17 protein-coding genes and 1 tRNA gene are annotated in these 21767 nt (G+C 34.0%); 17 read left to right on the forward strand and 1 reads right to left on the reverse strand.

Annotation, left to right across the window (positions count from 1 at the left end):
• The first annotated feature begins 3 nt into the window (after positions 1-3).
• From rsfS to HMPREF2801_RS03855, 4 genes are all read left to right on the forward strand, one after another.
• On the forward strand, positions 4-363 hold the full coding sequence (gene rsfS / locus HMPREF2801_RS03840; protein ID WP_070610635.1) for a ribosome silencing factor: 360 nt from the start codon (positions 4-6) through the stop codon (positions 361-363).
• 2 nt (positions 364-365) lie between these two features.
• The gene (locus tag HMPREF2801_RS03845; protein ID WP_070610636.1) at positions 366-743 is read left to right on the forward strand and encodes a RidA family protein; all 378 of its coding nucleotides are present in this window, start codon (positions 366-368) and stop codon (positions 741-743) included.
• A 56-nt stretch (positions 744-799) separates the two neighbouring features.
• A complete protein-coding gene (locus tag HMPREF2801_RS03850; RefSeq protein WP_070610637.1) occupies positions 800-1090 on the forward strand; it encodes a rhodanese-like domain-containing protein in 291 nt (96 codons plus the stop codon).
• Positions 1091-1234: 144 nt separating this feature from the next.
• Complete coding sequence (locus HMPREF2801_RS03855; protein ID WP_070610638.1) at positions 1235-2881, forward strand: DEAD/DEAH box helicase; 1647 nt, start codon at positions 1235-1237, stop codon at positions 2879-2881.
• Positions 2882-2998: 117 nt separating this feature from the next.
• On the opposite strand, the gene HMPREF2801_RS03860 is transcribed toward HMPREF2801_RS03855, so the two are convergent.
• On the reverse strand, positions 2999-3733 hold the full coding sequence (locus HMPREF2801_RS03860) for a Fic family protein (RefSeq protein WP_070610639.1): 735 nt from the start codon (positions 3731-3733) through the stop codon (positions 2999-3001).
• A gap of 207 nt (positions 3734-3940) precedes the next feature.
• Here HMPREF2801_RS03860 and polA point away from each other — a divergent pair, with 207 nt between their 5' ends.
• From polA to HMPREF2801_RS03925, 13 genes are all read left to right on the forward strand, one after another.
• Positions 3941-6598 carry a DNA polymerase I gene (polA, locus tag HMPREF2801_RS03865; RefSeq protein WP_070610640.1) on the forward strand — a complete coding sequence of 886 codons (2658 nt, stop codon included), beginning with the start codon at positions 3941-3943 and terminating at the stop codon, positions 6596-6598.
• Positions 6585-7175 (forward strand): dephospho-CoA kinase, encoded by a 591-nt coding sequence (coaE, locus tag HMPREF2801_RS03870; protein ID WP_070610641.1) that lies wholly within the window; start codon positions 6585-6587, stop codon positions 7173-7175. Before polA ends, coaE begins: the two co-directional genes overlap by 14 nt.
• 109 nt (positions 7176-7284) lie before the next feature.
• A tRNA-Trp gene (locus HMPREF2801_RS03875) sits at positions 7285-7360 on the forward strand.
• Positions 7361-7516: 156 nt separating this feature from the next.
• Entirely contained in the window at positions 7517-8539 is a 1023-nt protein-coding gene (gene pheS, locus HMPREF2801_RS03880) for a phenylalanine--tRNA ligase subunit alpha (protein ID WP_019125808.1), read from the forward strand.
• A gap of 10 nt (positions 8540-8549) precedes the next feature.
• Positions 8550-10925 carry a phenylalanine--tRNA ligase subunit beta gene (gene pheT, locus HMPREF2801_RS03885; RefSeq protein WP_070610642.1) on the forward strand — a complete coding sequence of 792 codons (2376 nt, stop codon included), beginning with the start codon at positions 8550-8552 and terminating at the stop codon, positions 10923-10925.
• A gap of 10 nt (positions 10926-10935) precedes the next feature.
• Positions 10936-11487 (forward strand): cell division protein ZapA, encoded by a 552-nt coding sequence (zapA, locus tag HMPREF2801_RS03890; RefSeq protein ID WP_070610643.1) that lies wholly within the window; start codon positions 10936-10938, stop codon positions 11485-11487.
• Positions 11474-13819, forward strand: coding sequence for a U32 family peptidase (locus HMPREF2801_RS03895; protein WP_070610644.1), 2346 nt, complete (start codon positions 11474-11476; stop codon positions 13817-13819). The genes zapA and HMPREF2801_RS03895 overlap by 14 nt, the downstream gene beginning before the upstream one ends.
• Positions 13812-16184: an endonuclease MutS2 gene (locus HMPREF2801_RS03900; RefSeq protein ID WP_070610645.1), complete on the forward strand. Its 2373-nt coding sequence runs from the start codon at positions 13812-13814 to the stop codon at positions 16182-16184. Before HMPREF2801_RS03895 ends, HMPREF2801_RS03900 begins: the two co-directional genes overlap by 8 nt.
• Before the next feature lie 9 nt (positions 16185-16193).
• Entirely contained in the window at positions 16194-17903 is a 1710-nt protein-coding gene (gene argS / locus HMPREF2801_RS03905) for an arginine--tRNA ligase (RefSeq protein ID WP_070610646.1), read from the forward strand.
• 4 nt (positions 17904-17907) lie between these two features.
• Complete coding sequence (locus HMPREF2801_RS03910; protein WP_070610647.1) at positions 17908-18681, forward strand: hypothetical protein; 774 nt, start codon at positions 17908-17910, stop codon at positions 18679-18681.
• A 172-nt stretch (positions 18682-18853) separates the two neighbouring features.
• Positions 18854-19687 (forward strand): exodeoxyribonuclease III, encoded by an 834-nt coding sequence (locus HMPREF2801_RS03915; RefSeq protein WP_070610648.1) that lies wholly within the window; start codon positions 18854-18856, stop codon positions 19685-19687.
• A gap of 1 nt (position 19688) precedes the next feature.
• Positions 19689-20309 carry a purine nucleoside phosphorylase YfiH/LACC1 family protein gene (locus HMPREF2801_RS03920; protein WP_246829968.1) on the forward strand — a complete coding sequence of 207 codons (621 nt, stop codon included), beginning with the start codon at positions 19689-19691 and terminating at the stop codon, positions 20307-20309.
• Positions 20310-20484: 175 nt separating this feature from the next.
• Positions 20485-21591, forward strand: a complete 1107-nt coding sequence (locus HMPREF2801_RS03925) for a tetratricopeptide repeat protein (RefSeq protein WP_070610649.1) — start codon at positions 20485-20487, stop codon at positions 21589-21591.
• Positions 21592-21767 lie beyond the last annotated feature (176 nt).

The following is a 21767-nucleotide window of genomic DNA, read 5'->3' on the forward strand; positions in this document are numbered from 1 at the left end:
AAAATGACAGTAGAAGAAAAATTAGATATTATCTTGAAATCTTGTGAATCAAAAAAGGGAATCGACACAAAAGTTTTGGACATAGGAGGCATGACTTCCATAGCAGATTATTTTGTAATCGTAAGTGGAAACTCATCAACCCAAGTAGATGCCCTTGCTAGGGAAATTGACGAAAAACTTTCAGAACAAGGCGAAGAGCCTATGAACACTGAAGGCAAAAATTCAAGTAGATGGATAATTTTAGATTTTGGTGATATAATAGTACATGTATTCCACAAGGATGAGAGAGAATATTATAATCTCGAAAGATTGTGGGAAGATAGCGACAATAAAAACCATGATCATGAAAATGAGGAGGAATAATAATGGTTAAAACACTACACACTGACAAAGCACCTGCAGCAGTAGGTCCTTATTCACAAGCAACAGAAGTTAACGGATTTATTTTCACATCAGGACAAATTCCACTAATACCTGAAACAGGCGAACTTGTATCTGACGACATCAAAAAGGCAACTGCAAGAAGTCTTGACAACATCAAGGCAATCCTAGAAGAAGCAGGATCAAGCATGGACAAGGTTCTTAAAGTAAATATTTTCTTAGACGATGTAAATGATTTTGCAGCAGTAAATGAAGTTTATGCAGAATATTTTACAGAACACAAACCAGCAAGATCATGTGTTGAAGTAGCTAACCTTCCAAAGAAAGCTTTAATCGAAATCGAAGCTATCGCAGTAAAATAATTATTTCAATAATAGACCCTTCGGGGTCTTTTTTTATAAAATAGAAGTGGTGAAAAATGAAAGAGACAAATGTAAATGATATTGATAAGATTAGTGATGCCTTTATCATAGATGTGCGTGAAGATGAAGAAGTATTTGAGACAGGGACAATAAAGGGAGCAGTTCACCTTCCTATGATGACAGTGCCAAATAACTTAAACAAGATCCCAAAAGACAGAGAAATTTATATCCTCTGCAGAAGTGGCAGAAGATCCTATGAAGTGGCATCTTACCTAAGTGAGCTTGGCTACAATGCCATAAACCTTAAGGGCGGAATTATAAAGTATATGGGAAAGCTTGTTAAATAATTTTTGCAATTTAAATATTTGTTAAATATTTTTTCGATAAGGAAGTTTTTTTGCAGCTTATGTGTTATAATGCGTAAGGAAAGAACTTGAGGGCCGAGTGAATCTCGGTCTATTTTTTTGTTCAAAATAGATTAGGAGAATATATTGAGATTTAACGAATTAAATTTATCTAGGGAAGTTTTGCAGGCGATTGAGGAAATGGGTTTTGTAAATCCATCAGAAGTACAGGAGCAAACAATTCCTGAAATACTTAATGGTCACGACCTTCTTGCGCAAGCTCAAACGGGCACTGGCAAGACTGCTTCTTTTGGCATTCCAATGATAGAAAAAATTGTAGATAATAATTATGAGTCTTTGCAGGCACTTGTCCTTGTTCCAACGAGAGAACTTGCAAGACAGGTGTCAGAAGAACTTAAAAAACTTTCTAAACATAAAACTTTTATAAGGGTCCTTGCTATTTATGGTGGAGCAGACATGGGCAAGCAACTTAGAGAATTAAAGAGGGGCGCAAGTATTGTAGTAGGCACTCCAGGAAGGGTCATGGATCACATGAAGAGGAAGACTATTGATTTATCTGATTTAAAATTTTTGGTTCTTGACGAGGCAGACGAGATGTTCGACATGGGCTTTAGGGATGACATGAAGACTATAATCGAAAAGACAAATGATGACAGAAAAACTTTGTTTTTCTCTGCAACTTTTGACAATGAGATAAAGGAATTTTCAAAACTTTATCAAACAAATCCAAAAAAAGTTATCATCGAAAAGAAGGAGCTCACTGCAGAAAAAATTAAGCAATACTATTTGGAATTAAATAGGAATATGAAGACGGAAATTTTAAACAGGCTCATCTTAATTCACAAGCCAAAGAAGTCTATTATTTTTTGCAACACTAAGAGAATGGTGGAAAATTTGGAAGAGGAAATTGCACAAAAGGGCTACAAGGTGGACTCCCTTCACGGCGATATGCGTCAGTCTTCTAGGGACAATGTCATGAAAAAGTTTAGGAAAGGAACAATTGATGTGTTAATTGCAACTGATGTTGCTGCTCGTGGTCTTGATGTTTCTGACATAGACATTGTTTTTAACTACGACCTGCCACAGCAAGCTGAGTATTATGTCCACAGAATTGGGCGTACGGCAAGAGCTGGCAAAAAGGGTCTGTCTTTTAGCTTTGTGACTAGCAGGGACTATCCAAAGTTTAGAGAAATCGAAAAGTATGCAAATATAAAGATGGAAAGAATAGATTTGCCAACTAAAGGGGACCTTGAAAGAGAAAGTATGGAAAATTTACTTGACAGGGTCAGCAAAAATATTTTAAAGGCAGAAGACAATGTCCGATACAGCGAAGTTTTAAATAAACTTTTGGCTCAGGGACACAGTTTATACGACATAAGCGTTTCACTTTTAAAGATGGTAAATGAGTCTTCAAAAAACAGAAAAATTACTGAGCTTGATAAGGTTGACTTTGGCAAAAAATTTGAAATGAATAGATCTAATAGGGCTGACAAGTCTAATAGAAAGACCAAGACGACTAAAGAAATGAAAAAGATTAAAGGACCAAAGATTTTTATCAATAAGGGCAAGAGAGATGGCGTAGACTCTCGCGAAATCATTAGGCTTATTGAGAAGCACACAAATGTATCTCCAGGTGAAATTGGCAGGATCAACATTATGCCAAACTTCACTTTTGTGGAAATTCCAAAAAATATGATTAAAGATGCCATAAAAGATCTTGACGGCAAAAAAATTAAGGGCAAGACTCTTAAAGCAGAATATTCTGAAAAATAAAATTTATATTTTGAACTCCTCCTGTGAAAATTTTTCACAGTGAGGAGTTTTTTATTATATTTAGATTATAAATTCAAGTTACCAAAAAAGGAGGTCAAGCCTCCCTTATATAATTTATTATTTATCGTATGAAATTTTAAAATAATCTAAATAAGTTTTAAACCTATCTTGTGCTGATAAGCAAGTGTCAAGTAAAAATTCTCTCTCTTTTTTATAATTTGAAAGTCCTCTGTAATAGAAAAATTTTAAGTCGTCACTAATAATAAAGGGAACAAGACCATTCTTTAGGCATTCTTTTAAGATTATTAATCTACCAACTCTGCCATTTCCGTCTTGGAAGGGATGAATTTTTTCAAATTTGTAGTGAAAGTCAATTATATCTTCAATAGTTTTTGCTTCCCTTTTCTCATAGGAGGCCAAAAGTTTTTTCATCTCATGAGCCACATCTTCTGGTAAAGTTGTATCATAACCACCAACTTCATTGGGATATGCTTTATATTCTCCAACATTAAACCAGTCTTTTTTTGAATCACTTGTTCCAGACTTTAAGGTTTTGTGAAGATTTTTAATAAATTCTTCTGTTAAAGCTTCATCATATAAGTCAATAATTTTATCAATAGCTTGAAAGTGATTTAGGGTTTCAATTATATCGTCAACATTTAAAGAACTATTAGCATCATCAAGACCAATTGTATTAGTTTCAAAAATTAGTCTAGTTTGCTCTTCACTTAATTTACTTCCCTCAATATGATTGGAATTATAAGTAAATTCAACTTGTAATTTGTGATAAATTCCGCCGCTTATTTTATTGTTTTTTTCATATTTTAATGTATCCAATAAATTTCTTTCCATAAATGTATTATATCCTTTTTAAAGGCAATCAGCAATAAATTAGGTTTTTGACAAACTTTTATTTTTATTTTGGATAATAAAAATGTTATGAAGAAAAAATTATATAAAGACTTGATTGATCATAAGATTTAATCAAAATGATTAGGGGATTTTTATTTGCAAATTTTTTCTTTTAAACTCTGTTATAATGTAGTAAGGAGGTTTTTTATGGATAATAAATTTTTAATTATAGATGGAAGTTCACTTTTTTTCAGAGCTTTTTACGCTCTCCCTCTTTTAAAAACTAAGAGGGGCCTATACACAAATGCGATTTACGGCTTTGTCATGATGGTGGAAAATGCCATAGAGAAGATAAATCCTACTCATGTGGCAGTTTGTTTTGACATGAAAGGTAAAACTTTTAGGTCTGACATTTTTAAGGACTACAAGGGCACTAGGCAAAAGACTCCAAATGAACTTGAACAACAATGGCCTCTTGTCCGAGACATTTTAAACTTGATGAATATAAAAATTTTGGAATCACCTGTCTATGAAGCAGACGACATCGCAGGCACTCTTTCAAAACTTGCCAGCCAAGAAAATTTTGAAACTTATCTTTTAACTGGCGACAAGGATTATTTCCAACTTGTAAATGACAAGACAAGGGTCCTCTTAACTCGCAAGGGCATAACTGAAATGGACATCATAACAGTTGAGAGCCTAAAGAAAAATTATGGACTTGAGCCTCATGAATTTATTGATTTAAAGGCACTTATGGGGGACCAATCTGACAATATTCCAGGAATTTATGGTATAGGAGAAAAAACTGGACTGAAACTAATTAAAGAGTTTAAAAACATTGAAAATCTTTACGAAAACATTGAAAATGTTACCGCTAAAAAGCTAAAGGAAAAATTAATTGAGGGCAAAATGTCTGCCTTTATGAGCAAAAAATTGGGGACAATTGTAAGAGATGTGCCAATTGAAGAGTCTTTAGATGACTTCAAAAAAGTGGACTACGATTATGAAAATCTTTCAAGGATGTATCGTGACTTTGAATTTAATTCCATGCTTGCAAGACTTCCAGAAGAGTATAGGAAAGAAGAAGTGGAGGAAATTTCCGAAGATAATTTTAAATTTAAGGAAATAAAAAACCTAGATGACTTTATAGAAAAAGCGAGAGATGAAAAGTCCCTTGCCTTTAAATTTATTTCTGATGGCAAAATTTATGAAGGTATAGAGCCAATTTATCTTGCCCTAAAAATTAAGGATGACCTTGTGAATTTCATTTCTTGGGGAAATATTGATTTTAAGAAGCTAAAGGAAGTCATGGAAGATGAAGGCATAGAAAAACTTGGCTACGACATGAAAGAAGACATAATCATCTTAATGGATCTTGACATGGACATAAAAAATTACTGCCACGATGTGGTTATAGCTGAATATATTTTAAATTCTACAAAAAGCGACTACGACTTAAATAAAATTTCCATGGACTACTTTAAGAATGGCTATATGGATGAGGAAGACCTCTTGGGCAAAGGGGCAAAGAAAAAAACTTATGCAGGCTTAGATAAGGATGACCTATTTAAATATTTTGCCTTTATGTTAAATACAATTTACAAATTGGAAGGTCTTCAAAGAGAAAAAATTGAAGAAGAAGAGATGACCTCTCTTTACAAGGACATGGAGCTGCCACTAATTGAAGTCCTTGCCTCCATGGAATATGTGGGCATCAACACTGACGAGGCTGTCCTTGATGAAATTGACGAGAAAATTACTTTAAAGCTAAAGGATTTGGAAGAAGAAATTTATAGAGAAGCTGAGGAAGAATTTAACATCAATTCACCAAAACAGTTGGGCGTGATTTTATTTGAAAAGATGGACTTTCCGGTGATTAAAAAGACAAAGACGGGCTACTCAACTTCTGCCGATGTTCTAGAAAAACTTCGCGGCAAGGGCGAAATCATTGACAATATTTTAGACTACAGAAAATTTTCTAAATTAAAATCAACTTACATTGACGGACTAAAGGCTGTTATAAATAAAAAGACCAACCGAATTCACTCAAGATTTATGCAAACAGTAACTGCAACGGGAAGAATTTCATCTACTGAGCCAAACCTTCAAAACATTCCAATAAAAACTGAAGAGGGAAGGTTAATTAGAAAGGCATTTTTGGCATCGGAAAATTCAGTTTTAGTGGACGCCGACTACTCACAAATTGAACTTCGTGTCCTAGCTGCACTTTCAAAGGACAAGGAAATGCTTGATGCTTTTAAACATGGCTTGGACATACACAGAAAAACTGCATCAGAAGTTTTCCATGTGGACTATGACGATGTAACTGCCCTTCAAAGGTCTGAGGCAAAGGCTGTAAACTTTGGAATAGTCTACGGAATTTCTGACTACGGACTTTCACAAAACTTAAATATATCGAGAAAGGCTGCCAAGGAATACATCGACAATTATTTGGGACACTTTGTGGGAATAAAAAATTATATGTCAGAGGAAATTGAAGAAGGCAAAAAGAAGGGTTATGTTGAGACAATTTTTAAGAGGAGGAGATACATCCCTGAGCTTAGTGCTAAGAACTTTAACATAAGAAGTTTTGGCGAGAGAATTGCCCTTAACACACCAATCCAAGGTTCTGCAGCGGACATTATAAAAATTGCCATGGTAAAAGTTTATAATGAACTTAAAAAGAGAAATTTAAAGTCCAAACTAATAATTCAAATTCACGACGAACTTGTTGTTGACGCTGCAGAAGATGAAGTGGAAGAAGTTAAAAAAATTATGAAGGACTTAATGGAAAATTCTGTTGACTTAAATGTAAAACTTTCTGTTGATATGAACACTGGAGTAAATCTCTATGAATCAAAATAAAATTATTGGACTTACTGGATCTATTGCAACGGGAAAATCTCAGGTCTCAAAATATTTAAAGGGCAAGGGCATAAAGGTAGTTGACGCAGATTTAATTGCAAGAGATGTGGCAAATTATAAATCTGTAAAAAACAAAATCAAAAAAGTCTTTGGCGACGACCTTTACATCAATGAGGAGCTGGACAGAAAAAAGCTGGCTGAAATTATTTTTGCAAATAAAATTCACCGCCAAAAACTAAATGACATAATGCATCCAGAAATTTACAAAGAGATAAATAAAAAGATTAGGGGCAAAGAAGATCTCGTCTTTGTTGACATACCCCTTCTCTTTGAAAATGAAGATGTAAATAAGAAGTATGGACTTGACTTTGACGAGATTTGGCTTGTTTATGTTGACAGAGAAACTCAGACAAAAAGGCTCATGGATAGAGACGACATTTCAAGAGAATATGCAGAAGAAAAAATAAATTCACAAATTTCTGTTGAAGAAAAGAGAAAAAAAGCAGATGTCATAATCGACAACTCAGGTATTTTAGAAGAAACTTTCGCCCAAGTTGAAGAAAATTTAAAAAAATAAAAGAGATGTGTTGGAAATTTTCCAGCACATTTTTTTGCAAGGAAAAATTTACAAAATATAAAAATAACTTTACAATTCCTAATTTCTTTGTTAAGATATAACTTGTCCTAGGGGTATAGTTCAGTTGGTAGAACATTGGTCTCCAAAACCAAGTGTCGTGGGTTCGAGTCCTGCTACCCCTGCCAATTACTGATTGCGCAAGCAGTCAGTTTTTTTATGCCCATTTTTAAAATTTATATTATAGTTACTCTACATATTGATAAAATGGGAATTTCTATTGAATTTATTTAAAAAAATTTTATAACTATGATATAATTATATATTATGAATTGGAGGTCAACATGAAAGAAAAATTACTTGGAATCAAAGATGAATCCATGAAACTTTTAAATGAAGTTAATACAATTAAAGAAATAGATGAACTTAAGGTTAAATACTTAGGCAAAAAGGGCGAACTTACTCAAATCCTAAAGGGTATGAAGGACCTTTCTAATGAAGAAAGACCTGTTATGGGCGCTCTTGCCAACGAAGTGCGTGAAGCTATTGAAAAGTCAATTGAGGAAAAGAAAAATGAAATCAATGACAAAATTTTGGAAGAAAAACTTCACGAGGAAAGAATTGATGTCACTTTAAAGACTGACGAACTTATCTTGGGACATAGACATCCTCTAAAGAAAACTCTTGAGGATCTTGAAGATTTATTTACACACATGGGCTTTACTGTTTACGATGGTCCAGAAATCGAAACTGTGGAAAATAACTTTGATCTTTTAAATGCTCCAAAGGACCACCCTTCAAGAGATATGTCTGATACTTTTTATTTTGACAAAAATACAATTCTTAGGTCGCAAACTTCTCCTGTTCAAATTAGGGCAATGAAGGAACATGGCGCTCCAATTCGCATGATATGTTCTGGTAGAGTTTTTAGGTCTGACGAAGTTGATGCTACTCACTCACCAATGTTCCACCAACTTGAAGGTCTTGTTGTTGATGAAAAGATTTCTGTGGCAAACTTAATTGACACTTTAAATTATTTTGTTAAGTCCTTCTTTGGCGAAGACATGAAGACTAGATTTAGACCTCACTACTTCCCATTTACTGAACCAAGTCTTGAAGTTGACACTACTTGTCCATCTTGTGGAGGCAAGGGTTGCAAGGCTTGTGCCTATACTGGTTGGTCAATGGAATTATTGGGATGTGGCATGGTTCACCCTAATGTTCTTAGAAACTGTGGCATTGACCCTGAAAAATATTCTGGTTTTGCCTTTGGTATGGGTATCGACAGAATTGCAATGGTTAGGTACAAGATTACAGATATTAGAATGATGTTTGAAAACAACAAGAAGTTCTTGGAACAATTTTAAGGAGATAGAGATGTTATTACCGATTAAATGGCTTAAAGATTATGTTGATTTCGATTTTGATGTAAAAAAACTTGCAGATGGACTTTCTAATTCTGGGTCCCATGTTGAATCTGTTATTATTCCATCAGAAGGTTTAGATAAAATTGTAGTTGGAAAAATTGAAAAAATAGAAAAGCATCCCGATGCAGACAAGCTTGTTATTTGCTCTGTAAATGTTGGTGATGAAGTTTTACAAATTGTTACTGGTGCACCAAATGTTTTTGAAGGTGCCATAGTCCCTGTTGCCCTTCACGGCTCTACGGTTGCTGGTGGCGTAAAGATTAAAAAAGGAAAACTTCGTGGAGTTGAATCCAATGGCATGCTTTGCTCTCTTGAAGAGCTTGGCTTTGAAAATTCTGTCATTCCTAAGGAAGCGAGAAATGGAATTTTTATCTTCCCAGAGGGAACTGAAATTGGAAAATCTGCCTTGGAAACTCTTTTTATGGATAGCGACATTTTGGAACTTGAAATCACTCCAAATAGACCAGACTGCCTTAGCATCATGGGCATGGCTGTAGAAACTGCTGCATCCTTTGATTTAAAGACTAAGCACAATGATATTAAAATAGAAAATGAAGTAGATGATTTTTCTGATTATTTTGACGATATAGTTATCGAAACTGAAAACTGCAATAGATATTATTCAAAAATTCTTAAAAATATAAAGATTGGACCATCTCCACTTTGGCTACAAGCCTATCTTATGCAAGCAGGAGTTAGACCAATTTCAAATATAGTTGATTTAACAAACTTTGTAATGCTTGAGTACGGTCAACCTCTTCATGCCTTTGATTTAGATAGCCTAAAGAACAAAAAAATTGTAGTTAGAATGGCAAAAGATGGTGAAGAAACTGTAACTCTTGATGGCGAAACAAGAAAACTTACAAGTGACGACATTTTAATCACTGACGGCAGTGAAATAATAGGCCTTGCAGGAATAATGGGCGGACTTGATTCTGAAATTACAGAAAAAACTGTAAATGTACTTTTAGAAGGTGCGAACTTCAACAAAGAAAACATCAGAAAGACTTCAAGAAGACTTAACCTTAGAAGTGAAGCATCTTCAAGATTTGAAAAGGGAATCGACCCAAATCTTGCCAAGACTGCTGTTGATAGAGTTTGCCAACTTGCAGAAATGCTTGGCATTGCTGAAGTTGTTGGCGGAAGTAAAGATGTGGGAGATTTTGATAAGGCTCCAAAGGAAATAAAATTAAGACTTCAAAAAGTTAATGACTTAATTGGCGTGGACTTTACAATAGATGAAGTTGCCAATATTTTAAATAGACTTGAAATTGAAACTGATGTCAAAGAAGATTATCTTCTTGCAAAAATCCCAAGCGTGAGACTTGACCTAGGCATTGAAGAAGATTTAATAGAAGAAGTTGCAAGAATTTATGGCTACGACAATGTAGAACCTAAGAAATTAAGGGGAACATTAACTGTAGGAAGAAAGCCAAGATTTAGAAATGTTGAAGACAGAATCAAAAATCTTTTAATTGGTCTTGGTTATTCTGAATTTATGACTTACTCCTTTGTCAGTCCATCTTCCTATGAAAAGGCAAATTATAAAGAAGATGAAAAAAATATTATAAGAATTTTAAATCCACTGGGAGAAGACTATTCAATTATGAGGACAACTATTGTGCCTTCTATGATTGATGCCCTTGCCAAAAACTATGTTAGGGGCAACGAAAATGTTGGCGGATTTGAAATTGGAAATACCTTCTTCCCAACAGATGGTGAGTTACCTGCCGAAAAGTTAAAACTAACAATTGGCTTTTATGATTTAGGCGATTTTTATTACTTAAAGGAATCTATTGAAAAGCTCTTGTGGTATCTTGGCATTGAAGACCTTGAAGTTAGAAGAAAGGAAGTTAGCTTCTTGCACCCAGGTAGGTCAGCTGAATTTATTTTAAAGGGCGAAAGCCTTGGCGTCTTTGGCGAAGTTCATCCAAAGGTTCTTGAAAATTATGGCCTAAAGAAAAAGGCCTATGTAGCAGAACTTGACTTTGACAAAATTGTTGAAAACACTATTGGCAATTACACTTACAAGGAACTTCCTAAATACCCAACTATGAAGAGGGACTTTGCCTTTGTTATGGATAGAGATATTGACTCAGTTGAACTTGAGAAAATCTCTAAAAAATATGGCAAAGAACTTTTAGAATCCTTTAAGGTGTTTGATATTTACCAAGGTGAAAATATAGAAGAAGGAAAGAAATCTGTAGCCTTCTCACTTGTATTTAGAGCAGCCGACAGAACTCTTGAAGATGCTGAAGTTACAGAAATTTGTGAAAAGATAGTTGCTGAGATTGAAAGTGAAATTAAGGCTAAACTAAGATCCTAAGGAGGCTATTATGTCCGATACAAAGAGAATCGAAGTCACTATTGACGACATGAAATTTTATGTCAAGGGTAATGACAAGGAAGATTACATTAAAGAGCTTGCAGCAGATCTTGACATGAAGATCAAGGAAACTGCAAGGAGTAATTTTAAATTGAATCAAGTGCAGACTCTTGTGCTCTGCGCCCTAAACCTTTTAGATGATTTTGAAAAGATGAAGTCTGACAGGAATGACTTGGCAAATTTAGACGATGACAAAAAAGAAATCATTGAGAAAATGGAAGAAATTAAAGATTTAAAGAAGCAACTTTCAATTTTTGAAGAAGAAAATAAAAAAGTAAATACAAATTTCAGAGAACTTCAACAGAAAACTCTTGATGTAGAGGACAGAAATAGGAAAGTAAATAGAGATCTTCTTGAAAAAAATAAAGAAATTACTGATTTAAAAGAAGAAATTCAAAAACTTGAAGGAAATATTTCCACACTAGAAGAAAAAAACAACAATGCATCGAGAAGAATAATTGATTTGACAAGAGAACTGGAAAGTCTTTATGAAGAAAAGTAAATATGAACTCCTAGCACCTGCTGGTGATATGGCTGCCCTTAGGGCTGCTGTATCGGCAGGTGCTAATGCTGTTTATTTGGGCTATGACGAATTTTCCGCCAGGGCTAAGGCAAAAAACTTCAACAAGGAAGAGTTAAGGGAAGCAATTAACTACGCTCACCTAAGAGGCGTAAAAATTTATGTGACCTTTAACATTTTAATTGCTGATTTTGAAATAAAAAGAGCCATGGATAGGGTGAAGATGCTCTATGAAATTGGCGTTGACGCACTTATCTTACAAGATTTAGGCATAGCTTGGGAAATAAGGAAGAACTTCCCAGATTTTGAAGTTCATGCATCAACTCAAATGGCAGTAAATAATTTTTACGGTGCAAAATTTTTAAAGGAAATGGGTTTTACAAGAGTAGTCCTTGCTCGCGAAACTCCTCTTTTTGAACTTGAAAAAATTAGGGAACTAGACATAGATGTGGAGACCTTTATTCACGGAGCCCTATGCGTTTGTTACTCTGGCGAGTGTCTCATGTCGTCTATGATTGGTGGCAAGTCTGGCAATCGTGGCGAGTGTGCCCAAGCTTGCAGAAAGTCTTATGAAATTATAGATTTTGATGGAAATAAAATTGGCAAGAGACTTTATTATATTTCGCCCAAGGACTTAAACACCCTAGATGACGTTGCAAAAATAATAAATGCAGGTGGCTACTCCTTAAAGATTGAAGGGCGAATGAAAAACCCAGAGTATGTCTACACAGTTGTATCTTCCTACAAAAAATCCTTGGAAGGCAAGCTAAGTTTAGAGGACAAAGAAGATACAGAGCAAGTTTTTAACAGAGGCTTTACTAAGGGACTTTTTAATGGCGACTTTGGAAATGACTTCATCTCATCTGATAGACCTGACAACAGAGGCGTTGAAGTTGGAAAAGTTCTTGGGGCGACAAAAAACTTTGGGAAAGTAATTTTTTATGAAGATGTATTTGAGGGCGACGGACTAGAATTTATTTCTAGCAGTGGAAGATTTGGCATGAGGTCAAATTCCTTCTATGAGGCAAATATTCCCCATGAGATAAATTTATTTAAGGCTCCAATTTTAAATTCTAAAATAAATAGAACTTTTTCAAAAAAACTTTATGAAAAAGTTGATGAAAAAATTGAAAATTTTGACTACAAAAGAGATTTAGACCTAGATTTAAGGATAAAAATTGGCGAAAGACCTCTTATTAAGGTAAAAACTGGGGACTTATATGGGGATTTTGAGCTTGATAGAGTGGTTGAAGTGGCAAAAAAATCTGGACTAGATAGAGAAAGAGTCATTGAAAATATTTCTAAGACGGGAGAGAGTATTTTCCGCGTAAAAAATATTGACCTTGACCTAGAGGACAATGCCTTTTTGCCAATTTCTGCCATCAATGAACTTAGAAGAGAAGCCACAAAAATTTTGGAAAATAAAATTTTAGAGAGCTCAATAGATAGGTTTGAAATAGAAAATAAACTAGAAAATAAAAAGTTTGAAAGGCAAAATAAAGACCATAGAAGCAAAATAAAAGTCTTTTTCAATAAATTTAAGGATTTGGAAAATTCATCTTTAAAAGATATTGATGAGATAATAATTCGTGCCAAGGACTTAGAAAAATTTAATAAAAAATATAAAAATCGAGAAGTTTCAATTTATCTTGATAAGTTTTATTCCTACTATGAACTAGAAAATTTAAGGGAATATATTTTAAAAAATCAAAATGTCAAGGGAATTTGGGTAAATAATCTTTCGGAATATTATATTTTTAAGGATGACGACCTTGAAATAAATGGCGACATTGGTCTAAATGTATTTAACGAAGTCACATCAGATTTTTTATGTGACTTAGGTTTAAAGTCTATTACACTTTCGCCAGAATTAAATTCTGGACAAATTCAAAAAATTATAAACAAGAATGATGCTGAGATAAATGTGATTTCCTACGGCAGAGTGCCAGTTATGACTATGAAGCACTGTCCCTTCTCTGTCATAAAAAATTGCAGAGATGAGAAAAACTGTCCGACTTGCAAGTATAAAAATTATCTCTTGAGAGATGAGAAAAATGTGGACTTTGAAGTCCTAAGACAAAATACTTTTACGGAGATTTTTAATTCCTATCCAATTTTACTGGACGGATATGTAAACAAACTCCTGGAAAACAAGGTGAACCTTCTTATCTTGGCAGATGAATTTACAGATGATGTTATAAAATTATACAAAAATTACCAGGAAGATGACTTTAAAAAAATAAAAAAGAAATTAGAAGACAAGTACCAACAGGTGACTAAGGGACATATTAATAGGGGGATTGTCAGTGGATAATTCTTTTAAGAGATCAGGCAAAACTTTGGAGTTTGACAAAGTTTTAGCTGAACTTAAAAACCTTGCAAGCGCAAGTATTACAAATGAATACATCGAGGGTGTGGAGATTTCCACAGACTTTTTTGAGATAAGGGAAAGGCTAAACGAGACCAACGAAGCCTTAAAATTAGTTTTGGCAAAGGGAGAGCCACAGCTTTTTGGCATAGTTGACATAAAAAGTATTATCAAGCGTGTGGAAATTGGCGGAGCTCTTTCCGCCGGATCTCTTTTAAAGGTTTCTGACTTTTTAAGAGTTTCAAGGGGACTTAAAACTTATTTAAAGAGGGACTCCAACAGAGAGGAAGAAATAAAATTAAATTACATCGACAAGCTAATCGAAGACCTTTACACTGAAAAAAGCCTTGAAGATGAAATTAATTCAAAAATTATTTCTGAAGAAGAAATTGCCGACGACGCTTCTCGTGAACTTTTGAGAATAAGAAGGGGAATTGCGGCAAAAAAGGATTCCATAAAAAATAAATTAAATGGAATTTTATCTTCTCACGCAGATTTTTTGCAAGACGCCCTAGTAACTCTTCGTGATGGCAGATATGTTGTGCCCGTAAAAATCGAAAACAAATCGAGAGTTAAGGGCTTGGTTCACGACATTTCAGGCTCTGGACAAACTGCCTACATTGAACCCATGGCAGTTGTTGAAGCCAATAACGAGCTCAAGGAGCTGTATATAAAAGAAAATCTTGAAATCGAAAAAATACTTAGAGAACTTTCAGAACTCCTTGCAGAATCGGCTGAAGAAATAAAGTCAAATCAAGACAAATTAATTGAGCTGGACTTTATCTTTGCCAAGGCGAAACTTGCCATAGAATATCATGCAAATATGCCAAGGCTAAATAATGAAGGCAGGATTAACCTAATAAATGCCTACCATCCATTTTTAGACAGAAAAATTGCAGTTCCCATTGACATAAATCTTGGAGTAGATTTTACATCACTAATTATAACTGGACCAAACACTGGTGGTAAGACTGTAAGTTTAAAGACTGTTGGACTCTTATCACTTATGACTCAGTACGGACTACTTATTCCAGCAGAAGAAACTTCAGAGATTGCAGTTTTCGAAAGGGTTTTTGCAGACATAGGCGACGAGCAATCAATTGAGCAGTCCCTCTCAACTTTTTCATCTCACATGGTAAATATTGTTTACATCTTAAAAAATGTGACGAGAAATTCTCTGGTTCTCTTTGACGAACTTGGCGCAGGCACTGACCCAACAGAAGGGGCAGCATTGGCAAGGGCAATAATGGAATTTATGTTAGAGAAAAACATCAGGTGCATGTCTACAACTCACTACAATCAGCTAAAGGTCTATGCCCTCACAACAGATGGCGTTGCCAATGCAAGTATGGAGTTTGATGTTGACACTCTTTCTCCAACTTATAGACTTTTAATTGGCGTGCCAGGAAAATCTAACGCCTTTGAAATTTCAAGACGCTTGGGACTTCCCGATGAAATTATAGAGAAATCAAAAAAACTTTTGTCTTCTGAAAACATTGAATTTGAAGATGTCCTTAAGTCCATTGACAAGGACAGGACTAAGATAAGAGAATACAAGGAAGAGCTTGAGAGAGAAAAGCTTGACTTAGAAAAGGAAAATAAGAGACTTCAAACAAAGATAAAAAATTTGGAAGACCAAAAAGAAAAGATTTTAGAAAAATCTCGTGAAGAAGCAAAAAGGCTCTTGTTAAACACAAGAGAAAATGTGGATATTATTTTATCTGAAATAAATGAAGTTAGAGACAATATAAGCTCTGAAAACTCAAAGAGAATACAAGAGGCTCAGGATCTCTTGCGTGAAAGTCTAAAAAATTCCAGAAGCGATTCTGAACTTGAAATCAAAAAAGTTTCCAACCCAATTAGGGAGATAAAAGTTGGCGACAAGGTAAGAACCTCTCTTGGAAACATTGCAACAGTAGTGGAACTGCCTGATAATAAGGGCAATGTCCTAGTTCAGTCGGGCATTATGAAAATGAAAATGCCAAAGGAAAGTTTGACGAGAATTGATACTCAAGAGAACACAACCAAGCACAACACGAGAAATATTTTGAAGAACAAGGCAGCAAGCGTCAAGAGTGAAATTGACATAAGAGGCAAAAATTTTGAAGAAGCCAGAGATATTGTTGATAAATATTTAGATGATGCCTATCTTTCTGGACTAAAATCAGTTAGAATAATTCATGGAAAGGGCACAGGTGTCCTTAGACAAAAACTTAGAGAACATTTTAGAAATATAAAAATAGTAAAATCTTTTAAAGATGCGGAGTACAATGAAGGCGGCGACGGAGTAACTGTCGTAATCTTAAAGTAAGGAGTCAAGATGATAAATTTTAGAGAAGAAATAATAAAAATACTTGATGAAAAAATCGAAAGTTTAAAGGCAGAAGAAATTGACAAAATGGTAGAAGTGCCACCAAATTATGAACTTGGTGACTTTGCCTTTCCAGTTTTTCGCTTGGCAAAAATTTACAGAAAAAATCCTGCCATGATTGCAGAAGAACTTGCAGGAGAAATTAAGTCAAAATATTTTGAAAAAGTTGAAAACAAAAATGCCTACCTAAACTTTTACATCAACAAAAGTCTTTTGACAGAAGAAATTTTAAAGGAAACTGTAAACAAAAAGGGAAATTTTGGCAAGTCAGAAATAGGAAAGGGAAAGAATATTGTCCTAGATTATTCTTCTACAAATATTGCTAAGCCTTTCCACATTGGTCACATTAGGTCCACTGTTATTGGAGATTCCCTAAAAAGAATTTTTAATTTCTTGGGCTATAAGACAGTGGCAGTAAATCATTTGGGAGACTACGGAACTCAATTTGGAATGTTAATCTATGCCTACAAGACATGGGGTAACAAGGAAGAAATTGAAAATGACCCAATCCCTGAACTTTTAAAACTTTATGTAAAGGTAAATGAAGTTGCAGAAGAAGACGCAGAAGTAAAAGAAGAATGTCGCTATTGGTTTAAGGAACTTGAAAATAAAAATGAAGAAGCTGTAAAAATTTGGAAGTGGTTTAGAGAGATTTCTCTAAAGGAATTTAACAGAGTTTACGACATGCTTGACATTCACTTTGATTCCTACAACGGAGAATCCTTCTACTCTGATATGTTACCTGAAGTAATAAAGGAAATTAGAGATAAAAACTTGTTGGAAGAATCAGAAGGTGCTGAAATTATAAATCTTGATAAGTATGATCTTCCACCAGCAATTGTTGTAAAATCTGATGGCACTTCAATTTATTTGACAAGAGACATAGCTGCAGCAAAATATAGGGAAGAAAATTACAATCCCGACCAAATTATTTATGTTGTTGCAACACAACAATCTCTCCACTTTAAACAACTTCGTGCAGTTTTAAAGGAAATGGGAGAAGACTTTTGGGACAAGATTAATCATGTTGCCTTCGGCATGGTTTCTCTTGAAGACGGCACACTTTCCACAAGAAGGGGAAAAGTAGTTTATCTTGAAGATGTTCTTAATAGGGCAATTGATAAGGTGCGCGAAATTCTTGATGATAGAGAAAAAGAACAAGGTCAAAAGATGGAAAACAAGGAAGAACTTGCACAGGCAGTTGGAATTGGTGCCATAAAATTCCAAGAACTTTTTAATGGTAGAATTAAGGACTACACATTTAATTGGGACAAAACTCTTTCCTTTGAAGGAGAAACTGGACCTTATGTGCAATATGTTCACGCAAGAATTTGCTCCCTATTAAAGAAGGGCGACTTCGACATAAATAGTGAAATTGACGCAAGCCTTCTTACAGAAGAAAGCGAAATAAATATTATAAGAAGTCTTTACAACTTCACTGATGTTGTAATTGATGCTTGTGAAAAGTGCGAGCCATACTTTATCACAAGATATACAGTAGAACTTGCAAAGAACTTTAACAAATTCTATAACCAAACACAAATTTTAGTTGATGACGAAAAATTAAAGAATACTAGACTTATGCTTTGCTACGCAGTTAAAAATGTTATAGCAAGTGGACTTGACTTACTTGGAATAAAAGCACCAGAAAAGATGTGATGAGATGAACTTTTTTGAAGACTTACAATTAGTTTATAAAAAGGCTGGACAGGACACTCTTTTAAAAATAAAAAAGGCGCCACAATTTTTAATTTTTCCTTTTATGTATGGGATATTATATACTTTTGCTGTAACTATAATTGGCACAGTAGTTGGAGCTAGCTTGGGTATGTTTGCTGGTTTTATAATTCCTATAGTTACTTCTTTGATATTATCAAGTTACTTTTCTATTTTAAGTGATTTGATTTACTACAACAAAATTAGCTTTAGGAATTTTTCAAAAACTTTTATGGCTTACTTTGCATCAATTTATTCAGTGTATTTTATCCTCATGATAATTTCCCTTTTGGTGCCAGCTATAAGTTTTGTTAATGGGGCTTATTTACTTTTGCCAGCATTAATTACACTTGCACTAAACCCAATTGCAGAATCAATTTATATAAGAGGAGAGTATTACATTTCAGCCTACACTCACTCACTTGAATTTATGAAGGAAAATTTTCTCCTTTGGACTATACCATTTTTGATTTATCTTGGCATACTTCAGCTTCTTGGCTTTGACTTTGCCATGATGATTTCATCAAATTCAATTGTAGATATTCCCCTTGGAGAAAATATAATGACGGGACTATCTTATTTGAACCCACTTAACCCTTACAATATAAAAGTTTTAATAGCAAGTATAATCACTGCTGTCTATGCAATATTTAGGGGAAACCTCTACAGGATTTTAGTTGGATCAACAAGAAGAAAGAGAGCCTACATGGGCGAACTATAAAATTAAAAATTATAGACGAAAAGACTTGATTTGATCAGGTCTTTTTTTATGGAAAAATTTTGGTAGCAATAAAAATAAAATAAATTTAAAATTTAATTGATAGAAATTTTTCTATTTGATAGGATTTAAGTTAAAGATATAAAAAGTTTAAATAAAATAATAGGAGGAAATGATGAAAATAATTTCGTGGAATATAGATTCTTTAAACGCAGCCTTGACTAGCGATTCAAATAGGGCACTAATGTCGAGAGCTGTACTTGAAACAATAAAAAATGAAAACCCAGATATAATTGCCATCCAAGAGACAAAATTACCTCATAATGGGCCAAGCAAGAAACATAAGGAAATCTTGTCAGACATTTTAGGGGATTATGAATATGTTTGGGTCTCATCTTGTGAGCCAGCTCGCAAGGGTTACGCGGGAAACATGACTTTTTATAAGAAAGGCTTTGAACCTATAGTGACTTTTCCTAAAATCGGTGCACCAGACACTATGGATTTTGAGGGAAGAATAATTACACTAGAGTTTGAAGAATTTTTCTTCACACAAGTCTATACACCTAATGCCGGAAATGAATTAAAAAGGCTTCCCCTAAGACAAATTTGGGACGAAAAATACGCAGACTACTTGGAAGAACTTGACAAGATAAAACCAGTTGTTGCTACCGGAGACTTCAATGTTGCTCACAAAGAAATTGACCTTGCTCATCCAGAAAACAATCACATGTCTGCTGGCTTTACTGATGAAGAAAGACAAGGATTTACAAATTTATTAGATAGAGGCTTTATTGATAGCTTTAGGCATATTAACGGAGACATTGAAGGGGCTTATACTTGGTGGGCACAAAGAGTTAAGACTTCAAAAATAAATAATTCAGGTTGGAGAATAGACTACTTTTTAGTCAGCGATAGAATAAAAGACTTAGTTAAAGAATCAAGGGTGGTGGACTCTGGAGAAAGGCAAGATCACGCCCCAATTATACTAAACATTGACTTGGAAAAATAAGATGAAATCCGAATTTTTAGAAAAGAATGGGATAATAAATCTAATAAGTGGCATGGAGTACTCCCTGTCCTATGCAAAAGAGGGAGAAAAAGTTAAGGACTATGTTAAAGATATATTAAAGAGACTTGACATCGCTCCTCATGAAATTTACTCCTGCATCCAAACTCATACAGATAAAATTGCTTATTGTAATGGAAAAAATGGAGATACATTTATCTACGGCAGAAACTTTAAGGACACAGACGGACTGGTAACTGACAAGAAAAACCTAGCTCTGCTCTTAAAATTTGCCGACTGCACTCCCATAGTTCTTTACGATAAAAAGAAAGAAGTTCTTTCCATAATTCACTCTGGCTGGAGAGGAGCAAAAAAGAAAATTCCAGAAAAGGCCCTTGAGAAAATGAAAAAGGAATTTAAATCAGACCCAAAGGATATAATCACCTATATTGGACCGAGTATTGATATAGAAAATTATGAAGTTGGCGAAGAAGTCTACGAGGAATTTAAGGACTTTAAAAATAGAGATAAATTTTTTAAAAAAATTGGAGGCACTTGGCACCTTTCCATGGTTGAGGTAAATAAAGAGCTTTTATTAGATGGAGGAATAGAAGAGAAAATATAGAAATATCAGAGGAGTCAACTTATAATAATTTAGAGCTTCATTCAGCAAGAAGAGAAGGCAAGACCTATGGACTAAATTCCATGCTGGTAATGATGAAGTGAAATTGAAGGCCTATTTTTTATCTGCTAGCATTTATTGTATTGTCAAATAAGAATTAGAAAAAAGAGGAAATTTAATGGAAAATCTTTTTAAAGAAGAATTAAATAAAAAATTAAAAAATATTGTTTTTATAGATTTAAAAGAAGAATATAGACTTGGCGAACTTGTACTTCCATCTGGTTTTTCACTTCCCATAAAACTAGATTATCTTATAGAAGGAATTAAGGAAAAAGAATTAGAAGAGGAGATAAATTTAGAAAAAATTGTAGAGGCCATGGTCTATCTCTTGGGAATTGACTCTGATTTTAAATTTGCAGAGAAATACAGAGAAGTCCTAAAAAAATTACAAATAGATTTAAAAAATTATGCCATGCACAAGGCATATATAAATCAAGAAGCTGACCCCTTGGATTCCTACATTTTTTTAAGGGGCTATGAAGAAGTAAAGGGAAGGGACGCCGACATAATTTTTAAAGAAGCAAATATATTGGAATCCATCTACAACACATTAGAATTGGAAGATGACTATGAGAAGGCAGACAAATTACTAAATATAATTATAAAAAAATACAACGAGGTCTTAAATGAAGATGAAAATTACAGCCTCGCCTATTACAGACTTGCCTACATCAACTTGTCCCTACAAAAATACATCAAGGCAAACATGTACTTTGAAAAGTTCATAAACCTATCAGATAGCGAAGAATTAAAAGACGAAGTAAGAAGAGAAATGGAAACAATAAGAGACAGCGTGAACTTTGATTCAGCGAAAACCTATTTATCCTATGGAGAATATGACAAAGCTTTAAACTTATTAAGAGACATCTCAGAAAACTTTAACAAAAATGAAGAATTTTATTATGCCTTGGCCATAACTCACTATAATCTAGGAGATCTGGAAGGGGCGGAAGAATTTGCAAAAATATCAATTGAGAAAAAAGTATTAGAAGAAAATGTAAATTTACTGTCAACACTTTACGCATCTAAAAACAAATTCGAAGATGCCATAGAAACTTTAGAGATGGGATTATCTGAAATAGAAAATTCCTATCCCTTAAACTACAATTTAGGAATCCTTTATTTAAACAAAAAAGACCTAGAAAAGGGAATAAAATACCTGGAAAAGGCAAATGAAATTAGTCCAAACAAAGAGCTAGAAAAATTTATAAAAAATTTAAAATAAATGTTGACAGCCTATAAAAACCATTGTATACTATACAAGTTGTTGCTTGAGACAACCTTCTTAAAAAGAGAGTAAAATAAAATAAAAAATTGTAAATTTTACTTGACAAAGAATTTTTAAGAAGTTATAATAAATAAGCTACTTCAAAAAGTAGCAATGAAACATGATAATTAAAT

Origin of the sequence: Peptoniphilus sp. HMSC062D09 (assembly GCF_001811425.1) — a bacterium.
Lineage (GTDB): Bacteria > Bacillota > Clostridia > Tissierellales > Peptoniphilaceae > Peptoniphilus_A.

Excerpts from the sequence above, each read along its gene's own strand:
- rsfS (WP_070610635.1), top strand. The coding sequence starts at position 4 with ATGACAGTAGAAGAAAAATTAGATATTATCTTGAAATCTTGTGAATCA.
- HMPREF2801_RS03845 (WP_070610636.1), top strand. The coding sequence starts at position 366 with ATGGTTAAAACACTACACACTGACAAAGCACCTGCAGCAGTAGGTCCT.
- HMPREF2801_RS03850 (WP_070610637.1), top strand. The coding sequence starts at position 800 with ATGAAAGAGACAAATGTAAATGATATTGATAAGATTAGTGATGCCTTT.
- HMPREF2801_RS03860 (WP_070610639.1), bottom strand. The coding sequence starts at position 3,733 with ATGGAAAGAAATTTATTGGATACATTAAAATATGAAAAAAACAATAAA.
- polA (WP_070610640.1), top strand. The coding sequence starts at position 3,941 with ATGGATAATAAATTTTTAATTATAGATGGAAGTTCACTTTTTTTCAGA.
- coaE (WP_070610641.1), top strand. The coding sequence starts at position 6,585 with ATGAATCAAAATAAAATTATTGGACTTACTGGATCTATTGCAACGGGA.
- pheS (WP_019125808.1), top strand. The coding sequence starts at position 7,517 with ATGAAAGAAAAATTACTTGGAATCAAAGATGAATCCATGAAACTTTTA.
- pheT (WP_070610642.1), top strand. The coding sequence starts at position 8,550 with ATGTTATTACCGATTAAATGGCTTAAAGATTATGTTGATTTCGATTTT.
- zapA (WP_070610643.1), top strand. The coding sequence starts at position 10,936 with ATGTCCGATACAAAGAGAATCGAAGTCACTATTGACGACATGAAATTT.
- HMPREF2801_RS03895 (WP_070610644.1), top strand. The coding sequence starts at position 11,474 with ATGAAGAAAAGTAAATATGAACTCCTAGCACCTGCTGGTGATATGGCT.
- argS (WP_070610646.1), top strand. The coding sequence starts at position 16,194 with ATGATAAATTTTAGAGAAGAAATAATAAAAATACTTGATGAAAAAATC.
- HMPREF2801_RS03910 (WP_070610647.1), top strand. The coding sequence starts at position 17,908 with ATGAACTTTTTTGAAGACTTACAATTAGTTTATAAAAAGGCTGGACAG.
- HMPREF2801_RS03915 (WP_070610648.1), top strand. The coding sequence starts at position 18,854 with ATGAAAATAATTTCGTGGAATATAGATTCTTTAAACGCAGCCTTGACT.
- HMPREF2801_RS03920 (WP_246829968.1), top strand. The coding sequence starts at position 19,689 with ATGAAATCCGAATTTTTAGAAAAGAATGGGATAATAAATCTAATAAGT.
- HMPREF2801_RS03925 (WP_070610649.1), top strand. The coding sequence starts at position 20,485 with ATGGAAAATCTTTTTAAAGAAGAATTAAATAAAAAATTAAAAAATATT.